This window comes from Kutzneria sp. NPDC052558 (assembly GCF_044547355.1).
Lineage (GTDB): Bacteria > Actinomycetota > Actinomycetes > Mycobacteriales > Pseudonocardiaceae > Kutzneria.
Genome location: NZ_JBIUAG010000018.1, coordinates 18238 through 42011 on the forward strand (window position 1 = coordinate 18238; position 23774 = coordinate 42011).

Below are 23774 nucleotides of genomic sequence, written 5' to 3' on the forward strand. Positions count from 1 at the left end.
GGAAAGCCCCCTTCCGAACGAACAGGAAGTGCTACTTGGCCTCGCGGAGCAGGTCGCCCATCCGGTTGACGCCGGTGACCAGGTCCTCGTCGCCGAGGGCGTAGGACAGCCGGAAGTAGCCGGGGGTGCCGAAGGCCTCGCCCGGCACCACGGCCACCTCGGCGTGCTCCAGCACCAGGGCGGCCAGCTCGACGCTGGTCTGCGGGCGCTGGCCGCGGATCTCCTTGCCCAGCAGGCCCTTCACCGACGGGTAGCAGTAGAACGCGCCCTTGGGGGTCGGGCACTGCACGCCGGGGATGGCCGACAGCAGCTCGACCATGGTCTTGCGGCGGCGGTCGAACGCGGTGCGCATGGCGTAGACGGCGTCCAGCGAGCCGGACACGGCGGCCAGCGCGGCCCGCTGCGACACGTTGGCCACGTTCGAGGTCAGGTGCGACTGGAGGTTGGCGGCGGCCTTGGTGACATCGGCCGGGGAGATCATCCAGCCCACCCGCCAGCCGGTCATCGCGTACGTCTTGGCCACGCCGTTGAGCACGACGGTGGTGTCGGCCAGCTCCGGCACCAGCACCGGCAGCGAGTGCGCCTGCGCGCCGTCGTAGACCAGGTGCTCGTAGATCTCGTCGGTGACCACCCAGATCCCGTGCTCCAGCGCCCAGCGGCCGATCGCCTCGGTCTGCTCGCGGTCGTAGACGGCGCCGGTCGGGTTGGACGGCGACACGAACAGCAGCACCTTGGTGCGCGGCGTGCGGGCCGCCTCCAGCTGCTCGACGGTGACCAGGTAGTCGGCCGACTCGTCCGCGGTGACCTGCACCGGAACGCCGCCGGCGAGGGTGATCGCCTCGGGGTAGGTGGTCCAGTACGGCGCCGGCAGGAGGACCTCGTCGCCCGGGTCGAGCAACGTCGCGAAGGCCTGGTACACGGCCTGCTTGCCGCCGTTGGTGATCAACACCTGGCTGGCCTGGACCTGGTAGCCGGAGTCGCGGGCGGTCTTGGCCGCCACCGCCTCGCGCAGCTCGGGCAGGCCGGCCGCGGGCGTGTAGCGGTGGTTGCGGGGATCGAGGGCGGCGGCCGCGGCCACCTCCACGATCGCCTCGGGGGTGGGGAAGTCGGGTTCGCCGGCGCCGAATCCGATCACCGGCCGGCCCGCCGCCTTGAGCGCCTTCGCCTTCGCGTCCACCGCGAGGGTGGCGGACTCGGCGATGCCGCCGATGCGAGCGGAGACCCGGCGGCGATCCGCGGGGCTGTGGACAGGGGGAGCTTCGGGGGCTGCCATGGCCTTCATGGTGGCAGACGCCACCCACCGAATTAGCGTCCGGGGGCCCCGAACACCGCTGTTGACCAGTGCGGTTGCAGTGACCACCCGTTCGTGCCGTAGACTCTGCCGAGCCGGGTCGTGATGAAGCCTGTTCCCACGGAGTCCGTGGGACGGCAGAGGACGGCCTCAAAGGGGTGTAGCTCAACTGGCAGAGCAGCGGTCTCCAAAACCGCAGGTTGCAGGTTCAAGTCCTGTCGCCCCTGCATCGAAGCTTTGGTGAGCGGAGGATGGCGTGAGCGAGGACCGCGAGCAGGAGCCGACGGACAAGCGCGAGAGCGCCGCCCGTCCGGTCACCGCCGCTGCGCGACGCGAGCGTCGTGCCTCCGCCCGCCAGGTCGCGCCGGACAGCGGCAGCGGCCAGACTGAGTCGGCCAAGGCCGACTCGGCCAAGGTCGTCAGCACCAAGGGCGGTAAGACAACCGAGTCGAAGGAAGACCGCGGCGAGAAGACGGCGTCCCGCGACCGACAGGTCAAGCGGCCCAACGTCTTCAAGCGCTTGGTCCGCTTCCTTCGCGAGGTCGTCGCCGAACTGCGCAAGGTCATCTGGCCGACGCGCAAGATGCTGGTGACGTACACGATCGTCGTGCTGGTGTTCGTGGCCGTGATGGTGGCGTTGGTCTTCGGTCTGGACTACGCCTTCCTCCAGGGCGTGTCCTTCGTGTTCGGCAAGTAGCCGAGCGGGGGATGCGGGGCCACCGGTCGCCGGCGTGAGCGACCGGACACTGACGCACGAGAGGAAGCGAGACCCAGCTGTGACCTCCGAGAACGGCGCCGCCGCCGCCGACCAGGAGCTGACGGGCGCCGACGAGCAGGACGTCGTCGAGGTCGAGTCCGACGCCGACCTGGACGTGGCCGAGGACAGCGAGGTCGAGCAGGTCGAGTCCGAGGACGACGACCTCGCCAACGAGGACGAGTCCGCGGACGGCGACGAGGAGCCGGCCGCCGAGGCCGTCGACGAGAACCTGGACCCGGCCGAGGAGATGCGGGCCGCGCTGCGGCACGCCCCCGGCGACTGGTACGTCGTGCACTCGTACGCCGGTTACGAGAACAAGGTCAAGACCAACCTCGAGACGCGCATCCAGACCCTGGACATGGAGGACTTCATCTTCCAGGTCGAGGTGCCCACCGAGGAAGTCACCGAGATCAAGAACGGCCAGCGCAAGCAGGTGCAGCGCAAGGTGCTGCCCGGCTACATCCTGGTCCGGATGGAACTGAACGACTCGTCCTGGAGCGCCGTGCGCAACACCCCCGGGGTCACCGGGTTCGTGGGCGCCACCTCCAAGCCGTCCCCGCTCAGCCTGGACGACGTGCTCAAGTTCCTGCTCCCGCAGGTCGAGCAGGACACGGCCAAGCAGGAAGGCGGCAAGAAGGCCGCCGCCGTGGCCAAGCCCACCGTCGAGGTCGACTTCGAGGTCGGCGAGTCCGTCACCGTCATGGACGGACCGTTCGCCACGCTGCCGGCTACCATCAGTGAGGTCAACGCGGACGGCCAGAAGCTGAAGGTGCTCGTGTCGATCTTCGGTCGCGAGACGCCGGTCGAGCTGTCGTTCACCCAGGTCTCCAAGATCTGACCGGTTCCCGGAAGGGAGCCGAGCAGCCACGCGGGTGGCGGGCAGGGCCCCCGCGCGGAACCACACGGAATACAGGACACAAGAAATGCCACCCAAGAAGAAGAAGCTCGCAGCGATCATCAAGCTGCAGATCAAGGCCGGTCTCGCCAACCCGGCGCCGCCCGTCGGCCCGGCGCTGGGCCAGCACGGCGTCAACATCATGGAGTTCTGCAAGGCCTACAACGCCGCGACCGAGTCGCAGCGTGGCACCGTCGTGCCGGTCGAGATCTCCGTGTACGAAGACCGCTCGTTCGACTTCAAGCTCAAGACCCCGCCGGCCGCGAAGCTGCTGCTCAAGGCCGCCGGTGTGGAGAAGGGCAGCGGCGAGCCGCACAAGACCAAGGTCGCCAAGGTCAGCTGGGACCAGGTGCGCGAGATCGCCCAGACCAAGATGACCGACCTCAACGCCGACGACCTGGACCAGGCGGCGAAGATCATCGCCGGCACCGCCCGTTCCATGGGCATCACGGTCGAAGGCTGACACACACTTTCCGAAGGCGTGGGAGAGCTGGGCGCAGCTCATAACCACTACTGATCCACGAAGGACAGGAATCATGCAGCGCAGCAAGGCATACCGCCAGGCCGCCGAGCTGGTGGACCGGGAGCGGCTGTACTCGCCGCTCGAGGCCGCCAACCTGGCGAAGGAGACCTCCAAGGTCAAGCTGGACGCCACCGTCGAGGTCGCGATCCGTCTCGGTGTCGACCCCCGCAAGGCCGACCAGATGGTTCGTGGCACCGTCAACCTGCCCCACGGCACCGGCAAGACCGCGCGGGTGATCGTGTTCGCGACCGGCGACAAGGCCGCCGAGGCCGAGGCCGCCGGCGCGGACGCCGTCGGCAGCGACGACCTGATCGAGCGCATCCAGGGTGGCTGGCTCGATTTCGACGCCGCGATCGCGACGCCCGACCAGATGGCGAAGGTCGGTCGCATCGCCCGCATCCTCGGCCCCCGTGGCCTGATGCCGAACCCCAAGACCGGCACCGTGACCCCGGCGGTCGCCAAGGCGATCACCGAGATCAAGGGCGGCAAGATCAACTTCCGGGTGGACAAGCAGGCCAACCTGCACCTGGTGATCGGCAAGGCCTCGTTCGACACCGACAAGCTGGTGGAGAACTACGCGGCCGCGCTGGACGAGGTGCTGCGGGCCAAGCCGTCCGCGGCCAAGGGCCGTTACCTGAAGAAGGTCACCTTCTCCACCACCATGGGCCCGGGCATCCCGGTCGACCCGAACCGCACCCGCAACCTGCTGACCGACGAGGCCAGCGCCTGAGTGCGAATCAGCTGAACGACAAGGGCCGCATCCCGCGAGGGGTGCGGCCCTTTCGTAGTTGTCCACAGGCCCTGAGTTGTCCACATGTGGATCTTCGCCCAGCTTCGCGCCGGTCCCCTCTCGATAGACTGGCAGCGGGGGACGCCCCCTTGGGTTGGGTGGGAACTGGGGTTGGGTGGGAACTGGGGTTGGGTGGGAACTGGGGTTCGGTACGAATCGGGTTTGAGTGGGAACTCGGGTTGGGTGCGAACCGCGGCGTCGGTGGGGCACTCAGGGGCGGTGCGAACCGGGGATGCGCGGGAACCGGGGGCCTGACCAGCAGGTGTTGAGCTGATCCTGGTTCAGTTGGTGGGTGCCGGCGGGCAGGGCGTGGGGTCGGGCTTGAGGTCCTCGACGACCCAGCCGTTGGTGCTGTGCGACAGGGTGAACATGCCGAGCGGGTCGCCGCCGCTGATCGACATGGCGCACGAGTTGACGGTCGCGGCGGTGGAGCCCTGCTGGTGCACGGCGGTGATCGGCACGGTCAGGCCGGCGTAGGCCTGGGCGTCGGTGACCTTGGCGTGGGCCTTGTGCACGGCGTCCTCGCAGCTGGCGGCGGCGAAGGCGGCGGCGAAGTTCAGCTCGCCGTGGGCGCTGAAGAAGGCCGGGCAGATTTTGGCTGGGTCGTCGTTGCCGATCGCGGCGTACACCGAGCTGACGGCGATCGAGGGATTGGCGGCGCCGGCCAGGGGGATTCCCGCGCCAGGGGCGCCGCCGCCGGAACCGTTGGCGCCGCTGCCGGTGTCGGCGGGGGCGAAGATGTTGGACAGGTAGTACTGACCGCCGCCGAGCACCGCCAGGATCACGATGCCGGCCGGGAGGTACGCGCGCCGCCGCCGCTCCTTCGCCACCGGGCAAGGCTATCGTTTTGGAGTTCACGGCACCGGGTTGCTACCCTGATGTCAGTTCCACCGAAGACCGCTGGTGTCTGGCTTGCCCAGACGAAGGTCCCGCGAAAGCGGGCGGCCCGCGCAGGAGGACGAGGCAGTGGATCCGCGCGGTCACCGCGCGTCGACTCTTGACGGTCACGATCCCATCTGGCCCGTGCCACTCTGCGCCGGGACGTTCTCTTTTCGCAGTTCCTCCTCCAGCGGTCGCCCGCGACGTGTCGCGGGTTCCCCGCTACCAAGCAGAGAGGAGGCGACCATGGCGAAGCCAGGCAAGGTCACCGCCGTTGCTGAGATCTCGGAGAAGTTCCGGGCCAGCTCGGCCGCGGTTGTCACCGAGTATCGCGGGCTGACCATGACGCAGCTCACCGTGCTGCGGCGCGCTCTCGGCAAGGGCACCACGTACACCGTCGCGAAGAACACCCTGGTCAAGCGGGCCGCCGAGGACGCTGGCATCGAGGGGCTCGAGAGCCTGCTGGTCGGCCCGACCGCCATCGCCTTCATCGAGGGCGAGCCGGTCGACGCGGCCAAGGCGATCCGTGACTTCGCGAAGGACAACAAGGCCCTTGTCGTCAAGGGCGGCTACATGGACGGCAAGGCCCTCTCGGTGGACGAGGTCAGCAAGATCGCTGACCTCGACTCCCGTGAGGTGCTGCTGGCGAAGCTCGCCGGCGCCATGAAGGGCAACCTGTCCAAGGCCGCCGGTCTGTTCCAGGCGCCTGCCTCCCAGGTCGCCCGGCTGGCCGCCGCGTTGCAGGAGAAGAAGGCCGCCGGTGCGCCGGCTGCCGAGGCCGAGGCTCCGGCCGACGCCCCGGTCGAGGCCTGACCAAAGCCCTATCCCCGCCTGCATGGCGGCCACGTATTCAGTAAGGAAGGAACGCCATCATGGCTAAGCTCACCACCGACGAGCTGCTCGACGCCTTCAAGGAGATGACCCTCCTGGAGCTGTCCGCGTTCGTGAAGCAGTTCGAGGAGACCTTCGAGGTCACCGCCGCCGCGCCGGTCGCCGTTGCCGCCGTCGGTGGCGCCGCGGGCGCCGCTCCGGCCGAGGCCGCCGAGGAGCAGGACGAGTTCGACGTCGTGCTGGAGTCGGCCGGCGACAAGAAGATCCAGGTCATCAAGGTTGTCCGCGAGGTCGTCTCGGGCCTGGGCCTGAAGGAGGCCAAGGAGCTGGTCGAGGCCGCCCCGAAGCCGGTCCTGGAGAAGGTCGCCAAGGAGGCCGCCGAGGCCGCCAAGGAGAAGCTCGAGGCCGCTGGCGCCAAGATCACCCTCAAGTGATCTCGTAGCTCCACAGCTGTTCCCGCGGAGGCGGTCACCCGTTAGGGTGGCCGCCTCTGCTGCATCCGGACCATAACGGCTGGGCAACGGGTTCCCGATCGGAGGAAACTCGCCAGTAACCTTCGCCGTCCGTGGTCGTTGCACCAGGGAGACGACGTCCCACGGCGTCGCCGCGCGATGGGGTGCACAATTCGCACTCGGAGCAACCCGGGTCACGAGGAGGTGCGGATGGGCGTCGAGGTGGTCGTCGACGGGCTGTCGAAGTCCTTCGGCAAGCAGACCATCTGGCGGGACGTCACGCTGACCCTGCCTCCCGGCGAGATCAGCGTCCTGCTCGGTCCGTCGGGCACCGGCAAGTCGGTCTTCCTGAAGTCGCTGGTCGGTCTGCTCAAGCCGGAGCACGGCAAGATCGTCATCACCGGCACCGACATCGTGCGCTGCTCGGAGCACAAGCTCTACGACATCCGCAAGCTCTTCGGCGTGCTGTTCCAGGACGGCGCGCTGTTCGGCTCGATGAACCTGTTCGACAACATCGCCTTCCCGCTGCGCGAGCACACCAAGAAGGGCGAGGCGGAGATCCGGCGCATCGTGCTGGAGAAGATGGAGATGGTCGGCCTCATCGGGGCCGAGAAGAAGCTGCCCGGCGAGATCTCCGGCGGCATGCGCAAGCGGGCCGGCCTGGCCCGGGCGCTGGTGCTGGACCCGGAGATCATCCTGTTCGACGAGCCGGACTCCGGGCTCGACCCGGTCCGCGTGGCCTACCTCAACCAGCTCATCGTCGACCTGAACGCGCAGATCGACGCCACCTTCCTGATCGTCACGCACGACATCGGCACCGCCCGCACCGTGCCGGACAACATCGGCATGCTGTTCCGCCGCGAGCTGGTCATGTTCGGCCCCCGCGAGGTGCTGCTGACCTCGACCGAGCCGGCCGTCGAGCAGTTCCTGCTCGGCCGCCGCGAGGGCCCGATCGGCATGAGCGAGGAGAAGGACGCCGGCCAGGCCGCGGCCGAGCTGGCCGCGCTGCGCGCCGGCGGCTCCTCCGGCACGCTGGGCGGACCCAAGGGCGGTGGCGGCACCGGCATCGTGCCGCAGCTGGAGCCGACCCCGGGCCTGCCGGTCCGCCGGGCCGTGGAGCGGCGCAAGGACCGGGTGATGCAGATCCTGCACACGCTGCCGCCCTCGGCCCAGGACGCGATCGTCAACAGCCTGACCCCGCAGGAGCAGCAGCACTACGGCGTGTTCGCCGGGGCGACGGCCGCCACCCAGGTCCAGCCCCCGGTGCAGACCGCCACCGCGAACCAGGCGCCGAGTCCGACGCCGCGACCCACCCCGTACCCGCGCACCGCGGACCTGCCGCAGAGCGAGTGGCAGCCCCAGTCGGGCGCACTGACCTCCGACGACGCGCCGGGCCCCGCCCCCGAACCGGGGCGCAAGCGGGGCTGGCTGCGCCGGGGCGGTGAGAAGTGACCGCACCAACCGCCAACTTCCCCGGCGCCGGGGCGCTGCGGGAGACCGGCAAGCTGTTCGCGCTCGGCCTGGACACCGTCCGCATGGTGTTCCGCCGGCCGTTCCAGCTGCGGGAGTTCATCCAGCAGTGCTGGTTCATCGCCAGCGTCACCATCCTGCCCACGGCGCTGGTGTCCATCCCGTTCGGCGCGGTGATCGCGCTCCAGCTCGGTTCGCTGACCCGCCAGATCGGCGCGCAGTCGTTCACCGGCGCGGCATCGGTGCTGGCGATCATCCAGCAGGCCAGCCCGATCGTGACGGCGCTGCTGATCGCCGGGGCCGGCGGTTCGGCGATCTGCGCCGACCTCGGCTCCCGCAAGATCCGCGACGAGATCGACGCGATGGAGGTGCTTGGCGTCTCGCCGATCCAGCGCCTCGTGGTGCCGCGGGTGCTCGCCTCGATGCTGATCTCCTTGCTGCTCAACGGAATGGTCAGCGTGGTCGGCGTGCTCGGCGGCTACTTCTTCAACGTGATCCTGCAAGGCGGCACGCCCGGCGCCTACCTGGCCAGCTTCTCCGCGCTGGCCCAGCTGCCGGACCTGTGGATCAGCGAGATCAAGGCGGTCATCTTCGGTTTCCTGGCCGGCATCGTGGCCGCCTACCGCGGCCTGAACCCGGGCAGCGGCCCCAAGGGCGTCGGCGACGCGGTGAACCAGTCCGTGGTCATCACCTTCCTGCTGCTGTTCTTCGTGAACTTCGTGCTCACCACGATCTATCTCCAGCTGGTTCCGGCGAAGGGGATGTGACGTGGCCTCGATGCGACGCGCGGTGAACCGTCCACTTGAGATCCTCGACAACTTCGGGGACCAACTTGCCTTCTACCTCAAGGCATTGGCCTGGACGCCGCGCACGCTCACCCGCTACTTCAAGGAACTGCTGCGGCTGCTGGCCGAAGTCAGCTTCGGCAGCGGCGCGCTGGCGGTCATCGGCGGCACCATCGGCGTCATGGTCGGCCTGTCGGTGTTCACCGGAACCGTTGTCGGCCTTCAGGGTTACGCCGCGCTGAACCAGATCGGCACCTCGGCCTTCGCCGGCTTCGTCTCCGCGTACTTCAACACCCGGGAGATCGCGCCGCTGGTCGCCGGCCTGGCGCTGTCGGCGACGGTCGGCTCCGGTTTCACCGCGCAGCTGGGCGCGATGCGCATCTCCGAGGAGATCGACGCGCTCGAGGTGATGGGCGTGCCCAGCCTGCCGTTCCTGGTCACCACCCGGATCATCGCCGGCTTCATCGCGGTCATCCCGCTGTACGTGATCGGCCTGCTGACGTCCTATGTGGCCGCTCGCACGATCACCGTCGAGGTGTACGGGCAGTCCGCCGGCACCTACGACCACTACTTCAACCTGTTCCTGCCACCGGTCGACGTGCTGTGGTCGTTCGGCAAGGTCCTCGTCTTCAGCGTGGTGATCATCCTGGTGCACTGCTTCTACGGCTATCGGGCCAGCGGCGGCCCGGCCGGCGTGGGCGTGGCGGTCGGCCGCGCGGTGCGGACCGCGATCGTCACCACCAGCCTGCTGGACTTCTTCCTGAGCCTGGCCATCTGGGGCACGACCACGACGGTGAGGATCGCCGGATGAGGGTCGCCAGGCGCAGGCTCATGGGCGTCGCGTTCATCGCGGTCATCGCGTTGATCGTGTGGTTCTGCATCGCCACCTACGCCGGGGCCTTCACCCGCTCGGTCACCGTGCTGCTGCGCACCGACCACGTCGGCAACCAGCTGATGACCCAGTCGGACGTGAAGGTGCGCGGGCTGATCGTCGGCGAGGTCTCGTCGATCACCTCCACCGGCGACGGCGCGCAGCTCGCCCTGGCGCTGCAGCCGGACAAGGTGAACCTGATCCCCGCCAACGTCTCGGCGCAGCTGCTGCCCAAGACGCTGTTCGGCGAGCGCTACGTGGATCTGGTGCTGCCCAGCGATCCCTCGTCGCGGCCCATCGCCGCCGGCGACGTGATCCCGCAGGACCGCAGCAGTTCGGCGATCGAGCTGGAGCGGGTGCTCGACGACCTGATGCCGGTGTTGCAGGCGGTGCAGCCGGAGAAGCTGGCGACCACGCTGACCGCGATCGACCAGGCCCTGTCCGGGCGGGGCGAGCAGCTGGGGCAGACCCTGGTGCAGCTGGACTCCTACCTGGGTCAGCTCAATCCGTCGCTGCCCAACCTGGACGCCGACATCAAGAAGCTGGCCTCGCTGTCGGACACCTACAGCAAGGCCGCGCCGGACCTGATCAACGCGCTGTCCGACCTGACCACCACCAGCAGGACCCTGGTCGACCAGAAGCAGAACCTGGCCAACCTGTACGCGTCGGTGACCACGGCCAGCGGCGACCTGACGAACTTCCTGTACGCCAACAAGAACAACCTGATCAACCTGGCCGCCACGGCCAAGCCGACGCTGGACGTGTTGGCCAAGTACGCGCCCGAGTACCAGTGCCTGTTCAAGCAGATCGCCGGCTTCGTGCCGCGCGTGGACCAGGCCTTCGGCAAGGGCACCGACAATCCCGGCCTGCACATCACGCTGGAGATCACCGCCAACCGCGGCAAGTACGTGCCCAACCAGGACGAGCCGCGCTACTCCGACACCCGTGGCCCGCGCTGCTACGACCTGAACCCGAGCCCGGACCCGTTCCCGCAGTACCCGCCGGACGGCCCGATCAAGGACGGCTCCAAGCCGCCGACGCCGGCCCGCAGCACCAACGACGGCATCCTGCCCGCCGGCACGGCGACCTCCACCCTGACCCAGTCGGCCACGCTCGGCCTGCCCAACTCGCCCCAGGAGCTGGACATGCTCTCCCTGCTGCTCGGACCGTCGTTGGGGCTGCCCCCCAACGACGTGCCCGGCGCCAGCGGCCTGCTGGTCGGCCCGCTCTACCGGGGCGCGGAGGTGACGCTCAAGTGAGGGGCCTCGCCGGACCGCTGACCAAACTGATCGTCTTCATGGTGATCACCGTGCTGGCCACCAGCCTGCTCGCGCTCACCATCGCCAACGTGGACCTGCGCTCGGCCGCCGACTACTCGGCCCGCTTCAGCGACGTCACCTCGCTCAACGTCGGCGACGACGTGCGCATCGCCGGGGTCCGGGTCGGCTCGGTGGAGAGCATCCAGGTGGTCGACCGCCGACAGGCCCAGGTGTCGTTCTCGCTCGACGGCCAGCGCAAGCTGCCGGCCTCGGTGACCGCCACCATCAAGTACCGCAACCTGGTCGGCCAGCGCTACATCGCGCTGGAGCCCGGCGTCGGCGACCCGAACGCGGTGCTGTCCCCGGGCGCCACCATCCCGTTGGACCACACCAAGCCGGCGCTGGACCTGACCGTGCTGTTCAACGGCTTCAAGCCGCTGTTCCAGGCGCTGTCCCCGGACGACGTGAACAAGCTGTCCTACGAGATCATCCAGGTGTTGCAGGGCGAGGGCGGCACCATCGACAGCCTGCTCGTGCACACCGCCTCGCTGACCTCGACCATCGCCGACAAGGACCAGGTGATCGGGCAGGTCATCGACAATCTCAACTCGGTGCTGAGCACGGTCAACGCGCACGGCGACCAGCTGTCCACGCTGATCACCCAGCTCCAGCAGCTGGTCAGCGGCTTCGCCGCCGAGCGCAAGCCGATCGGCGACTCCATCAGCGCGCTGGGCGACCTGGCCGACAGCACCGCGGGCCTGCTCCAGCAGGGGCGCGGCCCGCTCAAGGACGACATCGCCCAGCTGGGCACGCTGTCGAAGAACCTGGGCGACAACGACCTGCTCAACCAGTTCCTGCAGAGGCTGCCGGGCAAGGTGGAGACGATCACCCGGACCGCCACCTACGGCTCCTGGTTCAACTTCTTCCTGTGCAGCGCCAGCGGAACGGTCGCGGTGCCGCCGATCATCGCCCCGGTGACGCTGCCCGTCGAGCCGGTGACCCAGGCGAGGTGCAAGGCGTGAAGCCCTTCCGTGAGCGCAACCCGATCGTCATCGGCGCGGTCGGGCTGACCGTCATCGCGCTGCTGATGCTGGCCGCCTTCTTCTCCGACGACCTGCCGATCATCGGCGGCGGCACCACCTACTCGGCCGACTTCAGCGAGGCCGCCGGGCTGGTGCCGGGCAACGAGGTGCGCATCGCCGGCGTGAAGGTGGGCAAGGTCCGCTCGGTCGGCCTGGACGGCGACCACGTGAAGGTCGACTTCCGGGTGGACAACGCCTGGGTCGGCGACCAGACCACGGCCGCCATCAAGATCAAGACGTTGCTGGGCCAGAAGTACCTGTCGCTGGATCCGCAGGGCAGCAAGGCCCTCGACCCCGGCACCGCCATCCCGCGCAACCACACGCTGGCCCCCTACGACGTGAACGAGGCCTTCAACGGCCTGGCCGCCACCGTCGACCAGGTGGACACCAACCAGCTGGCGCAGAGCTTCGAGGTGCTGTCGCAGACCTTCGCCAACACCCCGCAGGACGTGAAGACCGCGCTGGACGGCCTGTCCTCGCTGTCCAAGACGATCTCCTCCCGCGACCAGCAGCTGGCCCAGCTGCTCAGCAACACCAACCAGATCACCAAGACCATCTCCGACCGGGACAAGGAGTTCCAGACCCTGCTCTCGGACGGCAACCTGCTGCTGGGCGAGCTCAAGAGCCGGGAGAGCGCGATCAGCCAGCTGCTGTCGGGCACCAAGAGCCTGTCGACCCAGCTGTCCGGCCTGGTCAACGACAACCAGGCCCAGCTCCAGCCGGCGCTGCAGCAGCTGGACAAGGTCACCACGGTGCTGGAACGCAACCAGGCCAACCTGTCCAAGAGCATCGCCGACCTGGCGCCGTTCTACCGGGTGTTCGCCAACACCCTGGGCAGCGGCCGCTGGTTCGACACCTACATCTGCGGGCTGCTGCCGCCGTCCATCGGCCCGGTCAATCCCGAGGGGTGCTCGCCATGATGGCCACCAGGACCCGACTCGGCCTGGCGCAGGCGATCGCCATCGTGTGCGTGCTGGCGCTGGTCGTCGCGACCGCCGTGTGGTGGCTGCTGTCGGCCACCAACCAGAACCGGGTCACCGCGTACTTCTCGGCCGCGGTCGGCCTCTACCCGGGCTCCGACGTGCGGGTGCTCGGCGTGCGGGTCGGCAGCATCGACGCCGTGACGCCGCAGGGCGCGACCGTCAAGGTCGACATGTCCGTGGACAAGTCGGTGTCGGTGCCGGCCGACGCCCAGGCGGTCGTGGTCGCGCCCAGCGTGGTCAGCGACCGGTACGTCCAGCTGACTCCGGTCTACACCGGCGGCGCGAAGCTGGCCGACAACGCCAGCATTCCCCGCGAGCGCACGGCCACCCCGGTCGAGCTGGACCAGCTCTACCAGAGCCTGGACAAGCTGACCACGACGCTGGGACCCAACGGCGCCAACAAGAACGGCGCGCTGTCGGATCTGCTCAACACCGCCGCGGCCAACCTGGACGGCAACGGGCAGAACATCAACGACACCATCAAGCAGCTCGGGCAGGCCACGCAGACCCTGGCCGGCTCCAAGGACGACCTGTTCGGCACCGTGGACAACCTGCAGAAGTTCGTCACCACGCTGGCCCAGAGCGACCAGCAGGTGCGGACCTTCAACGACCAGCTGTCGCAGGTGTCGGGCTATCTGGCCGGCGAGCGGACCGACCTGGCCGACGCGCTGAGCCAGCTGGCCACCGCCCTTGGCCAGGTGCAGGGCTTCATCAAGGACAACCGGGCCGAGATCAAGTCCAATGTGGACAAACTTGCCGAGGTGACCAAGGTGCTCGTCGACCAGCGCAACGCCCTGGCCGAGTCGCTCGACGTGGCCCCGCTGGCCCTGGGCAACCTGCAGAACAGCTACAACGCCGCCTCCGGCACGCTGGACACCAGGGCCGACATCAACGAGCTGACCCAGCCGCCGCTGACCATGGTGTGCAACCTGGTCAAGCAGCTCGCCCCGAAGAACATCCCGGCGGCGCTGACCGACGCGTGCGGGCAGCTGGCCGGCGTGCTCAACCAGACGCTGCCGCTGCCGTCGGTGGCGCAGGTGATCTCCTCGCTCCAGCAGGGCAAGCTGCCGCCGCTGCCGGTGCCGCTGCTGGGCCAGTCCATCGTCGGGGGTGAGAAGTGAAGCGCCGCGTCCCCGCGCTGGCGGTGCTCGCCGTGACCGTCGCGACCGTCGCCGGCGGGTGCGGCGGCGGTGAGTTCGGCGGCGTCTACGACCTGCCGCTGCCCGGCGGCGCCGACCTCGGCAGCCACCCGTACACCGTGCACGTCGAGTTCAAGGACGTGCTGGACCTGGTGCCGCAGGCCGGCGTCAAGGTCAACGACGTGGCCATCGGCAAGGTCGCCGCGATCGGCCTCGGCCGCGACGGCTGGACCGCCGAGGTCACCGTCGAGGTCAACGGCGACGTGAAGCTGCCGGCCAACGCCTCCGCCCAGCTGCGCCAGTCCAGCCTGCTCGGCGAGAAGTACGTGGAGCTGGTTGCCCCGGCCAACCCGACCGGGCAGCTGGCCGACGGGGCGACCATCCCGCTGGACCGCACCAACCGCAACCCCGAGGTCGAGGAGGTGTTCGGGGCGCTGTCCCTGCTGCTCAACGGCGGCGGCATCGGCCAGCTCCAGGACATCTCCAAGGAGCTCAACAGCGCGCTGTCCGGCAACGAGCCGCAGATCCGCCAGCTGCTGACCAACGTCAACACGCTGGTGTCCAACCTGGACGCGCACAAGGGCGACATCACCCAGGCCCTGGACGGCCTCAACCGGCTGTCCGGCACGCTCAACACCCAGCGTGACGAGCTGGCCGGGGCGATCGACAACCTCGGCCCCGGCCTGGCCGTGCTGACCCAGCAGCGCGACCAGCTGGTGACCATGCTGAACTCGCTGAGCACGCTGTCCGGCGTGGCCGTGGACACCGTCAACAAGAGCCAGGCCGACCTGATCGCCGACCTCAAGGACCTGCAGCCCACGCTGACCCAGCTGGCCGCGACCGGGCAGAACCTGCCCAAGTCGCTCCAGCTGCTGCTGACCTTCCCGTTCCCGGACTCGACGCTCAACGGCGTGAAGGGCGACTACACCAACCTGTACGCCGACCTCGACCTCAACCTCGGCGACGTGGTGTCCAACCTGGGCCGGTCCCGGCAGAGCATCCTGCCCAGCATTCCCGGCCTGACCGGCGGCTCCGGCAACGGCGTGCCGCTGCCGCTGCCCACGCTGCCCGGCGGCTCCTCGTCCGGCTCCGGCGCCAACAACTCCGGCGGTCTCGGCGGCCTGCTCGGCGGACTCCTGGGTGGGGGTGGGCACTGATGCTGACCCGCAGGGTCCGTCTCCAGATCATCGCGTTCGTGGTGATCGCCCTGGTCGGCGTGAGCTACGCCGGCTTCCGCTACGCCGGCCTTGACCGGCTGTTCGGCCCACGTGGCTACGCGATCAACGTGGCGCTGGCCGACTCCGGCGGCATCTTCACCGGCGGCGAGGTGACCTACCGCGGCGTGACCATCGGCCGGGTCGGGCCGCTCACGCTGACCAAGGACGGCGTCAGCGTCGAGCTGGACATCGACTCCGACGACACCCGGATCCCGGCCAGCTCCCAGGCGGTCGTGGCCGACCGGTCCGCGGTCGGCGAGCAGTACATGGACCTGAGGCCCAGCTCCGACAGCGGTCCCTACCTGGCCGCCGGCGCGACCATCCCGCAGGCCCGCACCGCCACCCCGCCGCCGGTGCAGGGGCTGCTCACCAACCTGGACGACCTGGCCGGCTCGGTGCCGACGCAGTCGCTGCAGACCGTCGTCGACGAGCTGGACACGGCCTTCCAGGGCGCCGGCCCGAACCTGCAGACCCTGCTCGACACCACCAGCAGCTTCACCCAGGCCGCGGCCCAGAACCTGCCGCAGACCACCAGGCTGCTGGCCGACGGCAACACGGTGCTGCAAACCCAGCTGGACAAGTCCTCGGACATCCTGTCGTTCAGCCACAGCCTGGCCCAGCTCGCCGCCCAGCTGAAGAGCTCGGACGGGGACCTGCGCAAGCTGATCGCCACCACGCCGGGGGCGGCCGACCAGGTCGACGGCGTGCTGCGCGACAGCGGCGTGTCGCTGGGCAACCTGACCGCCAACCTGCTGACCACCTCGCAGATCCTGCTGCCCCGCAGGGACGGCCTCGAGCAGATCCTGGTCACCTACCCGGCGGTGATCGGCGGCTCGTACACGGTGATCCCCGGCGACGGCACGGCCCACTTCGGGCTGGCGGTGAACCTGTTCGACCCGCCGCCGTGCACCAAGGGCTACGAGGGCACGCAGCGGCGGGCCGGCGACGTGACTACCCCGGTCGCGCCGAACACACAGGCCTACTGCGCCGAGCCGACGGGCAGCCCGATCGACGTGCGCGGCGCGCAGAACGCCCCGTACGGCGGCAAGCCGGCCACGCCGGTGGCCGGGGCCGGCGGCTCGGGCCAGCAGGCGCAGTCGACGGCGGCCAACCCGCTGGCCGGGCTGCTGCCCGGCCTGGGTGGCGGGGGCCTCGGGCCGGCGGGCCTGGCCCAGCTGCTCGGCCTGCCGGGCTGACGGCCGGCCGGCGCGGGCCTACCCTGACCGAGAAGTCGAACCTGGAGAGGCATGGCGAACCAGCAGACAACCGGAACCAGCCGGTGGCAGGGCGCGCTGTCCGCGGTCGCGGCGGTGGTGCTGCTCGCGGCGCTGATCTTCTGCGGGGTGTCGCTGGCGAGCTGGCTCGGCGCGTCGGGCGACGAGTCCGTGAAGTTCGCCGGCACCCGGGACGAGGTGCTCAGGATCGGCAAGGGGGAGCTGGTCAACTTCTACACCCTGGACTACAAGGACCCGGACGCCTCGTTCAACCGGCTCGTGCAGTCCTCCACCGGCGACCTGGCCACCGCGATCAAGCAGGGCGAGGCCACCTGGAAGAAGCAGCTGACCGACCAGAAGACCAGCTCGACCGCGAAGGTCCTGGACGCCGCGGTGACCGAGCTGGACGACCGCGCCGGCACCGCCACAGTGGTGGCCATCGTGGAGGTCGACGTCACCCCCGACAACGGCAAGCCGGCCAACCGGCTGCCCATGCAGATCCAGCTGTCCCGGACGGACCAGGGCTGGAAGCTCAGCCAGGCCGGTTCCATCGTCCTGGGCTCGCAGTAGCCGGCCGCGGAAGGACCAGCAGGTGCCACCTCCCCGTCGTAACGCCAACGCCCAGCCGCCGGTCCGCCGGCCCCGGGTCGCCGGCCTGCGCCGGCCGGCCCGGCCGGAGACCACGCCGCCGGCGGACGAGCGCGTGTCCGGCCGGCTGCCGGTCGACGACACCCCGGCGGACACCCCCGCCCCGGCCGATACCCCCGCCCCGGCCGACACCCCCGCCTCGGTCGAGGTCGTCGCGCCCGAGGTGATCGGCGCCGAGACCGTCGAGGACGAGCGGGTCGCGCAGCGCGAGTTCGCGCGGGTCTTCCCGGACGTCGAGCCGGCCGAGGCGCCGGCCCGGGAGCGCAAGCCGGTCGGCGAGCGGCTGGCCCCGGTCGGCCGCGCGCTGGACCGGCTGCGGCCCCGAACAATTCTTGGCCCGATCGTGATGATCCTGATCGCCGCGGTGCTGATGGCGGCCGGGTTCCTGTTCCGCGGCCAGGCCGGCCTGGTGCTCGACGGCGGCGCGGCGGCCAACTCCGCGCTGACCGACACGGGGGCCACCACGGACGTGATCACGCAGGTCACCCGGGACATGGAGACGGTGTCCTCGTACAAGTACACCGACCTGGCCGGGGCCCAGAAGGCCGGCCAGGCGGTGAGCACCGGCAGCTTCCTCGGCGACTACAACAAGCTGTTCGAGCAGGTCAAGGCCCAGGCCCCGGCCCAGAAGGCGGTGGTGACCGGCCAGGTCGCCAAGATCGGCGTCCGGCAGCTGCAGGGCGACAACGCCGAGCTGCTGGTGTTCCTGACCCAGACCACGACACGCGCCGACAACAACCAGTCCAACTCGGTCGGCCTCGTCTACACCGTCGACGCCACCCGGTCGGGTGGAAAATGGCTGATCAGCAAGCTCACGCCGAGGTGAGGGGGCGGGTGGCGTGTTCGCAAATGCCACGAGTACGGCCGGCGGGTCGCCATTACTCCTCCCTTTCACACCCGCACACTCGGTGAGCTGGTAAATATTGATCAACCGTTCGGGTGGCTGGGGAGGTCGGGTCCGTGATCAAGTGGCATCGGGATGACGGCGTCGTGGTCGGCACCCTGGAGCCCGAGCGCGTGGCCTGGCTGCGCAGCAGGCTGGCGGAGTTCCACGCGCTGCTCGACTGGCGGCTGAGCCAGTACACGACGGACTACCCGCTGGGCGAGGTGCTCGGCATCGCGCTGCCCACCGAGCCGACCGACCACCCGCCGCTGCAGGCCGTGCTGCGCATGCACGTGCCGGACAGCGAGCCGGCCGAGGTCCGCCTGTGGTGGGAGCCGGAGCTGATCGGCGGACTGCGCGCCGCGGTGGCCGACGCATGGCGCAACCTGCCGACCGAGGGCGGCGTGGTGCGGCTGGCCGACGATCCGCAGCGGCTGCGCGCCTGGACCCGGGTGCTGCTCAGCCTGCGCATCGCCTACCTGGCCACCTGGGTGCCCGAGGCGCTGTCCGCGCCGCTGCCCGAGGACGCCCCCGCCGACCAGCGCCGCCGGTACGACCGGGCCTGCTGGCTGCGCGCGGTGGTGGACACGCTCGGCGAGTTCACCGGACTGGGCGCGTCCAGGGGCTGACCGAGCGGCAGCGGCGGCCGCCGCGGCGTCGCGCCCGCGGGCCCGGCCAGCAGCAGCTCGCGCTCGTGCTCGGGCATGGCCCGCAGGTCGGCGAGATCGGCGAGCTTGAGCGCGCTGCACCCGTTGCCGTACGCCCGCGCGAGCCCGAGCAGGTACTGGAGGCTGGGCCGGCCGCGGGAGGCGGGCCAGTTCTCGCACTCGCTGACCCGCTCGGCGCTGACCGCCCGGCCGGGATTGGCCCGGTTGTAGCGGTGCGCGAGCTGCACCTGCGTCCAGCCGAGCGCGTACCGCCAGGCCAGCCGGGGCCGGGCGCCGAAGCGCTGGGCCATCTCGGTGGCGATCCGCTCGACCGGGCAGCCGAGTTCGAGCATCCACGCCCGCACCTCGTCCCGCTCCGCCTTGCTCACCATCCACGTTCCCCTTCTTCGCCGACCGCCGCGCACACACCCCCTTTCCGGTTCGAAGCTAGCCCCGCACCCCGACAATTCGCCCTCACGGCCAGAAAACCCGGAGCCTGAACCGAACTTCTGACCCGTTTTCGAGGTGAATCCGCAGCTCACAGGGGGTAGAGCGGGCCAAGAAAAGATTGGAGACCCATACGGGGTCGAGCGGGGGCTTCCAGCGCCAGGCTTGTCCCATGACCGACATCTCGCCCACGAAGACCATCGCGGTGCTCGGCGTGCGCCCCACCGAGCGCACCGCGGCACTGCGCATCCTGGCGGCCGGGCTCGCCGCCGCGGGCCTGCGCCCGGTCCCGGTGCCGGACGACCCGGTGCTTGATCCCCCGGTGCTCGACTCCTCTGTGGTTGATTCCTCTGCGCTCGACTCCCTTGGGCTCGACTCCCTTGGACTCGCCGACCCAGGCCCCGGCGGCGCGACGGCGGGCCGGAGCCCGACCGTGGCCCAGCTCCGCCGGGCGGACTGGGTGACCGCGTTCGACACCGTGCTGGGGGCGTGCGACCGCGAGCGGCACGCCCGCACGCGGGTGGCGGCGGGCGTGCTGCTGGTGAGCGGGGCCGCCCTGCGGGCGCTGGCGCGCTACCGGGTCGGCCTGGCGCTGCGCCGCGAGGACTGCGACGCGTCGATCCGCGGCTGGCTGGAGGGCCCGGCGGCGGGCGCGGCGGCCGGCTACGCGGCGGTGCTGCACGTGCGGCCGGCCGCCCCGGTCGGGTACGGGGAGCGGCTGTTCGACCGGGCGCTGGCCGAGGTCCTCGACCGGCTCGCGATACCCCCGCGCACGATCTTCACCACCCCGTTCGGAAGTGACGTTCGCCACACTGTTTCGGCGGTGGTAAGTCTGGTGAGTCGCCAGGGTGTGCCAACCTCTTTCGAGTGTGATCATCAGTCGCCGCGATCGTCGCCGCTGGTCAGCGCCGTCCAGGCGGGTGGATTTGCTGTCCGCCACTGGAGTGATCGGCCGGTGACACCTTGACTGCGAGGCTGGGCGGGGTCACTCTGTCGGTGAGCACCGCCGTGGGCCTTCCAGGGACCCCTCGACAGTCGCCATTCTCCGGGCTAGACTGCCCCTTTGCGCTGCCCTCTGTCCGTATGCCCTTCGCCGAGAGCACGGGATTCGGGGAGCCACGCACCCTTGACAGACGCGTTAGTCCCTGCTGACGCGGCTGCCGCCAGTACATCAGTCCCTGGAAGGACGCATCTTGGCAGTCTCCCGCGCGACCAAGGCCACTGCTGCGACCAACTCCACCGGAATTCCCGGAGCACCCCGGCGCGTCTCGTTCGCGAAGATCCGCGAGCCGCTGGCCGCTCCCAACCTCCTCGAACTTCAGACTCACTCGTTCGAGTGGCTCACCGGCAATGAGGCGTGGTTCCAGCGCCGGGTGGACGCCGGTGACGAGGCCCCGACCGGTGGTCTCGAAGAGGTCCTCAACGAGATCTCCCCGATCGAGGACTTCTCGGGCTCCATGTCGTTGTCCTTCTCCGACCCGCGCTTCGACGAGGTCAAGGCCTCGGTCGAGGACTGCAAGGACAAGGACATGACGTACGCGGCCCCGCTGTTCGTCACCGCGGAGTTCACCAACCACACCACTGGCGAGATCAAGAGCCAGACGGTGTTCATGGGTGACTTCCCGATGATGACGGACAAGGGCACGTTCATCATCAACGGCACCGAGCGGGTGGTGGTCTCCCAGCTCGTGCGTTCGCCCGGCGTCTACTACGACACCGCGATCGACAAGACGACCGACAAGGACGTCTTCAACGTCAAGATCATCCCGAGCCGGGGCGCCTGGCTGGAGTTCGACGTCGACAAGCGCGACACCGTCGGCGTGCGCATCGACCGCAAGCGCCGCCAGCCGGTCACCGTGCTGCTCAAGGCTCTCGGCTGGACCACGGAGCAGATCCGCGAGCGGTTCCACTTCAGCGAGACGCTGCTGGCCACGCTGGAGAAGGACCACACCGCCGGGCCGGACGAGGCGCTGCTGGACATCTACCGCAAGCTGCGTCCGGGCGAGCCGCCGACCAAGGAGAGCGCGCAGGCTCTGCTGGAGAACCTGTTCTTCAAGGAGAAGCGCTACGACCTGGCCAAGGTCGGCCGGTACAAGGTCAACAAGAAGCTGGGCCTGGGCTTCCCGGTGTCCACCGGCGTGCTGACCGAGGACGACATCGTCACCACGATCGAGTACCTGGTGCGCCTGCACGCGGGCGAGACCGAGATGACGGTCAACGACACCACGGTGCCGGTCGAGGTCGACGACATCGACCACTTCGGCAACCGCCGCCTGCGCACCGTGGGCGAGCTGATCCAGAACCAGATCCGGGTCGGCCTGTCCCGCATGGAGCGGGTCGTGCGCGAGCGCATGACCACCCAGGACGTCGAGGCGATCACGCCGCAGACCCTGATCAACATCCGGCCGGTGGTGGCCGCGATCAAGGAGTTCTTCGGCACCTCGCAGCTGTCGCAGTTCATGGACCAGACCAACCCGCTGGCCGGTCTGACCCACAAGCGCCGGCTGTCCGCGCTCGGCCCGGGCGGTATCTCCCGTGAGCGCGCCAGCATGGACGTGCGCGACGTGCACCCGTCCCACTACGGCCGGATGTGCCCGATCGAGACGCCGGAAGGCCCGAACATCGGCCTGATCGGCTCGCTGTCCTCGTTCGCGCGGGTCAACCCGTTCGGCTTCATCGAGTCCCCCTACCGCAAGGTCGTCGACGGCCGGGTCACCGACCAGATCGACTACCTGACCGCGGACGAGGAGGACCGGTACGTCAAGGCCCAGGCCAACACGCCGATCGACGACGATGGCAACTTCCTCGAGCCGCGCGTGATGGTGCGACGCAAGGGCGGCGAGACCGACCTCGCCGACACCGCCGACGTCGACTACATGGACGTCTCGCCGCGCCAGATGGTGTCGGTGGCGACCGCCATGGTGCCGTTCCTCGAGCACGACGACGCCAACCGCGCGCTGATGGGCGCCAACATGCAGCGCCAGGCGGTGCCGCTGCTGCGCAGCGAGTCCCCGCTGGTCGGCACCGGCATGGAGCTGCGCGCCGCGGTGGACGCGGGCGACGTGGTGATCGCCAAGAAGTCCGGCGTGGTCGAGGAGCTGTCGGCCGACTTCATCACGGTGATGGCCGACGACGGCAGCCGCCAGACCTACGCGATGCACAAGTTCCGCCGGTCCAACCAGGGCACCTGCATCAACCAGAAGCCCATCGTCAACGAGGGCGACCGGGTTGAGCACGGCCAGGTCATCGCCGACGGCCCGTGCACCCAGAACGGCGAGATGGCGCTGGGCAAGAACCTGCTCGTCGCGATCATGCCGTGGGAGGGGCACAACTACGAGGACGCGATCATCCTGAGCCAGCGCCTGGTGCAGGACGACGTGCTGACCTCGATCCACATCGAAGAGCACGAGATCGACGCCCGGGACACCAAGCTCGGCGCCGAGGAGATCACCCGGGACATCCCGAACGTCTCCGAGGAGGTCCTGGCCGACCTCGACGAGCGCGGCATCATCCGGATCGGCGCCGAGGTCCGCGACGGCGACATCCTGGTCGGCAAGGTCACGCCCAAGGGCGAGACCGAGCTGACCCCGGAGGAGCGGCTGCTGCGCGCGATCTTCGGCGAGAAGGCCCGTGAGGTCCGCGACACCTCGCTGAAGGTGCCGCACGGCGAGACCGGCAAGGTCATCGGCATCCGGGTGTTCAGCCGGGAGGACGACGACGAGCTGCCCCCGGGCGTGAACGAGCTGGTCCGCGTCTACGTCGCCCAGAAGCGCCGGATCCAGGACGGCGACAAGCTCGCCGGCCGCCACGGCAACAAGGGCGTCATCGGCAAGATCCTGCCGGTCGAGGACATGCCGTTCATGCCGGACGGCACGCCGGTCGACATCGTGCTGAACACGCACGGCGTGCCCCGTCGTATGAACATCGGCCAGGTGCTGGAGACCCACCTCGGGTGGATCGCCAAGCAGGGCTGGAGCATCGAGGGCGACCCGGACTGGGCGTCCAAGCTGCCCGAGGAGCTGTACAACGTGCCGCCGAACACGAACACCGCCACGCCGGTGTTCGACGGCGCCCGCGAGGACGAGATCATCGGCCTGCTCGGGGCGACCACCCCGAACCGCGACGGTGAGCGCATGGTCGGCCAGAACGGCAAGGCCACGCTGCTCGACGGCCGCAGCGGCGAGCCGTACCCGTTCCCGGTCGCGGTCGGCTACATGTACATCCTCAAGCTGCTCCACCTGGTCGACGACAAGATCCACGCCCGGTCGACCGGCCCGTACTCGATGATCACGCAGCAGCCGCTGGGTGGTAAGGCGCAGTTCGGTGGCCAGCGCTTCGGTGAGATGGAGTGCTGGGCGATGCAGGCCTATGGCGCCGCCTACACCCTGCAGGAGCTGCTCACCATCAAGTCCGACGACAAGTTGGGCCGCGTGAAGGTGTACGAGGCCATCGTCAAGGGCCAGAACGTCCCCGAGCCCGGGGTGCCGGAGTCGTTCAAGGTGCTGCTCAAGGAGTTGCAGTCCCTCTGCCTCAACGTGGAGGTGCTCTCCAGCGACGGCGCCGCGATCGAGATGCGCGACGGCGACGACGAGGATCTGGAGAGGGCGGCTGCCAACCTCGGCATCAACCTGTCCCGGAACGAGTCGCCGTCCGTCGACGACGTCGTCAACTGACCTCGCCCGCGCTGACCGCGGCCGTCCCCGAAACGCCG

22 protein-coding genes and 1 tRNA gene are annotated in these 23774 nt (G+C 69.6%); 21 read left to right on the forward strand and 2 right to left on the reverse strand.

What is annotated here, in order from left to right; all coding sequences use genetic code 11:
- Nucleotides 1–31: 31 nt before the first annotated feature.
- Nucleotides 32–1273 carry a pyridoxal phosphate-dependent aminotransferase gene (locus ACIG5F_RS29080; RefSeq protein ID WP_396522856.1) on the reverse strand — a complete coding sequence of 414 codons (1242 nt, stop codon included), beginning with the start codon at nucleotides 1271–1273 and terminating at the stop codon, nucleotides 32–34.
- Nucleotides 1274–1445: 172 nt separating this feature from the next.
- On the opposite strand from ACIG5F_RS29080, the gene ACIG5F_RS29085 reads away from it, so the two are divergent.
- From ACIG5F_RS29085 to rplA, 5 genes are all read left to right on the forward strand, one after another.
- Nucleotides 1446–1518 (forward strand) — tRNA-Trp (locus tag ACIG5F_RS29085).
- 29 nt (nucleotides 1519–1547) lie between these two features.
- A complete protein-coding gene (gene secE / locus ACIG5F_RS29090) occupies nucleotides 1548–1988 on the forward strand; it encodes a preprotein translocase subunit SecE (RefSeq protein WP_396522858.1) in 441 nt (146 codons plus the stop codon).
- 79 nt (nucleotides 1989–2067) lie between these two features.
- A complete protein-coding gene (gene nusG / locus ACIG5F_RS29095) occupies nucleotides 2068–2886 on the forward strand; it encodes a transcription termination/antitermination protein NusG (RefSeq protein ID WP_396522860.1) in 819 nt (272 codons plus the stop codon).
- An 85-nt stretch (nucleotides 2887–2971) separates the two neighbouring features.
- A complete protein-coding gene (gene rplK, locus ACIG5F_RS29100; protein WP_116172377.1) occupies nucleotides 2972–3406 on the forward strand; it encodes a 50S ribosomal protein L11 in 435 nt (144 codons plus the stop codon).
- A gap of 70 nt (nucleotides 3407–3476) precedes the next feature.
- Nucleotides 3477–4196, forward strand: a complete 720-nt coding sequence (gene rplA, locus ACIG5F_RS29105) for a 50S ribosomal protein L1 (protein WP_396523122.1) — start codon at nucleotides 3477–3479, stop codon at nucleotides 4194–4196.
- Between the two features lie 341 nt (nucleotides 4197–4537).
- On the opposite strand, the gene ACIG5F_RS29110 is transcribed toward rplA, so the two are convergent.
- Nucleotides 4538–5086, reverse strand: coding sequence for a hypothetical protein (locus ACIG5F_RS29110; RefSeq protein WP_396522863.1), 549 nt, complete (start codon nucleotides 5084–5086; stop codon nucleotides 4538–4540).
- Between the two features lie 295 nt (nucleotides 5087–5381).
- Between ACIG5F_RS29110 and rplJ the strand changes: the two genes are divergently transcribed.
- From rplJ to ACIG5F_RS29190, 16 genes are all read left to right on the forward strand, one after another.
- A complete protein-coding gene (rplJ, locus tag ACIG5F_RS29115) occupies nucleotides 5382–5948 on the forward strand; it encodes a 50S ribosomal protein L10 (RefSeq protein ID WP_396522865.1) in 567 nt (188 codons plus the stop codon).
- Between the two features lie 59 nt (nucleotides 5949–6007).
- The gene (rplL, locus tag ACIG5F_RS29120; RefSeq protein ID WP_396522867.1) at nucleotides 6008–6400 is read left to right on the forward strand and encodes a 50S ribosomal protein L7/L12; all 393 of its coding nucleotides are present in this window, start codon (nucleotides 6008–6010) and stop codon (nucleotides 6398–6400) included.
- A gap of 228 nt (nucleotides 6401–6628) precedes the next feature.
- Nucleotides 6629–7870: an ABC transporter ATP-binding protein gene (locus ACIG5F_RS29125; protein WP_396522869.1), complete on the forward strand. Its 1242-nt coding sequence runs from the start codon at nucleotides 6629–6631 to the stop codon at nucleotides 7868–7870.
- Nucleotides 7867–8655 (forward strand): ABC transporter permease, encoded by a 789-nt coding sequence (locus tag ACIG5F_RS29130; RefSeq protein WP_211764994.1) that lies wholly within the window; start codon nucleotides 7867–7869, stop codon nucleotides 8653–8655. Before ACIG5F_RS29125 ends, ACIG5F_RS29130 begins: the two co-directional genes overlap by 4 nt.
- A 10-nt stretch (nucleotides 8656–8665) precedes the next feature.
- Nucleotides 8666–9484 (forward strand): MlaE family ABC transporter permease, encoded by an 819-nt coding sequence (locus tag ACIG5F_RS29135; RefSeq protein ID WP_396522871.1) that lies wholly within the window; start codon nucleotides 8666–8668, stop codon nucleotides 9482–9484.
- Complete coding sequence (locus ACIG5F_RS29140) at nucleotides 9481–10803, forward strand: MCE family protein (protein ID WP_396522873.1); 1323 nt, start codon at nucleotides 9481–9483, stop codon at nucleotides 10801–10803. Before ACIG5F_RS29135 ends, ACIG5F_RS29140 begins: the two co-directional genes overlap by 4 nt.
- Complete coding sequence (locus ACIG5F_RS29145; protein WP_396522875.1) at nucleotides 10800–11825, forward strand: MCE family protein; 1026 nt, start codon at nucleotides 10800–10802, stop codon at nucleotides 11823–11825. Before ACIG5F_RS29140 ends, ACIG5F_RS29145 begins: the two co-directional genes overlap by 4 nt.
- A complete protein-coding gene (locus tag ACIG5F_RS29150; protein WP_396522877.1) occupies nucleotides 11822–12805 on the forward strand; it encodes an MCE family protein in 984 nt (327 codons plus the stop codon). Before ACIG5F_RS29145 ends, ACIG5F_RS29150 begins: the two co-directional genes overlap by 4 nt.
- The gene (locus ACIG5F_RS29155) at nucleotides 12802–13989 is read left to right on the forward strand and encodes an MCE family protein (RefSeq protein WP_396522879.1); all 1188 of its coding nucleotides are present in this window, start codon (nucleotides 12802–12804) and stop codon (nucleotides 13987–13989) included. The genes ACIG5F_RS29150 and ACIG5F_RS29155 overlap by 4 nt, the downstream gene beginning before the upstream one ends.
- Nucleotides 13986–15164, forward strand: a complete 1179-nt coding sequence (locus ACIG5F_RS29160) for an MCE family protein (protein WP_396522881.1) — start codon at nucleotides 13986–13988, stop codon at nucleotides 15162–15164. The genes ACIG5F_RS29155 and ACIG5F_RS29160 overlap by 4 nt, the downstream gene beginning before the upstream one ends.
- Complete coding sequence (locus ACIG5F_RS29165) at nucleotides 15164–16420, forward strand: MCE family protein (RefSeq protein ID WP_396522883.1); 1257 nt, start codon at nucleotides 15164–15166, stop codon at nucleotides 16418–16420. Before ACIG5F_RS29160 ends, ACIG5F_RS29165 begins: the two co-directional genes overlap by 1 nt.
- A gap of 51 nt (nucleotides 16421–16471) precedes the next feature.
- Nucleotides 16472–17008, forward strand: a complete 537-nt coding sequence (locus ACIG5F_RS29170) for a hypothetical protein (RefSeq protein WP_396522885.1) — start codon at nucleotides 16472–16474, stop codon at nucleotides 17006–17008.
- A gap of 22 nt (nucleotides 17009–17030) precedes the next feature.
- Complete coding sequence (locus tag ACIG5F_RS29175; RefSeq protein ID WP_396522887.1) at nucleotides 17031–17912, forward strand: hypothetical protein; 882 nt, start codon at nucleotides 17031–17033, stop codon at nucleotides 17910–17912.
- A gap of 134 nt (nucleotides 17913–18046) precedes the next feature.
- Entirely contained in the window at nucleotides 18047–18598 is a 552-nt protein-coding gene (locus ACIG5F_RS29180) for a DUF2017 family protein (protein WP_184864429.1), read from the forward strand.
- A 637-nt stretch (nucleotides 18599–19235) separates the two neighbouring features.
- Nucleotides 19236–20030 (forward strand): hypothetical protein, encoded by a 795-nt coding sequence (locus tag ACIG5F_RS29185; protein ID WP_396522889.1) that lies wholly within the window; start codon nucleotides 19236–19238, stop codon nucleotides 20028–20030.
- A 226-nt stretch (nucleotides 20031–20256) separates the two neighbouring features.
- The gene (locus ACIG5F_RS29190; RefSeq protein ID WP_396522891.1) at nucleotides 20257–23736 is read left to right on the forward strand and encodes a DNA-directed RNA polymerase subunit beta; all 3480 of its coding nucleotides are present in this window, start codon (nucleotides 20257–20259) and stop codon (nucleotides 23734–23736) included.
- Nucleotides 23737–23774: the final 38 nt, after the last annotated feature.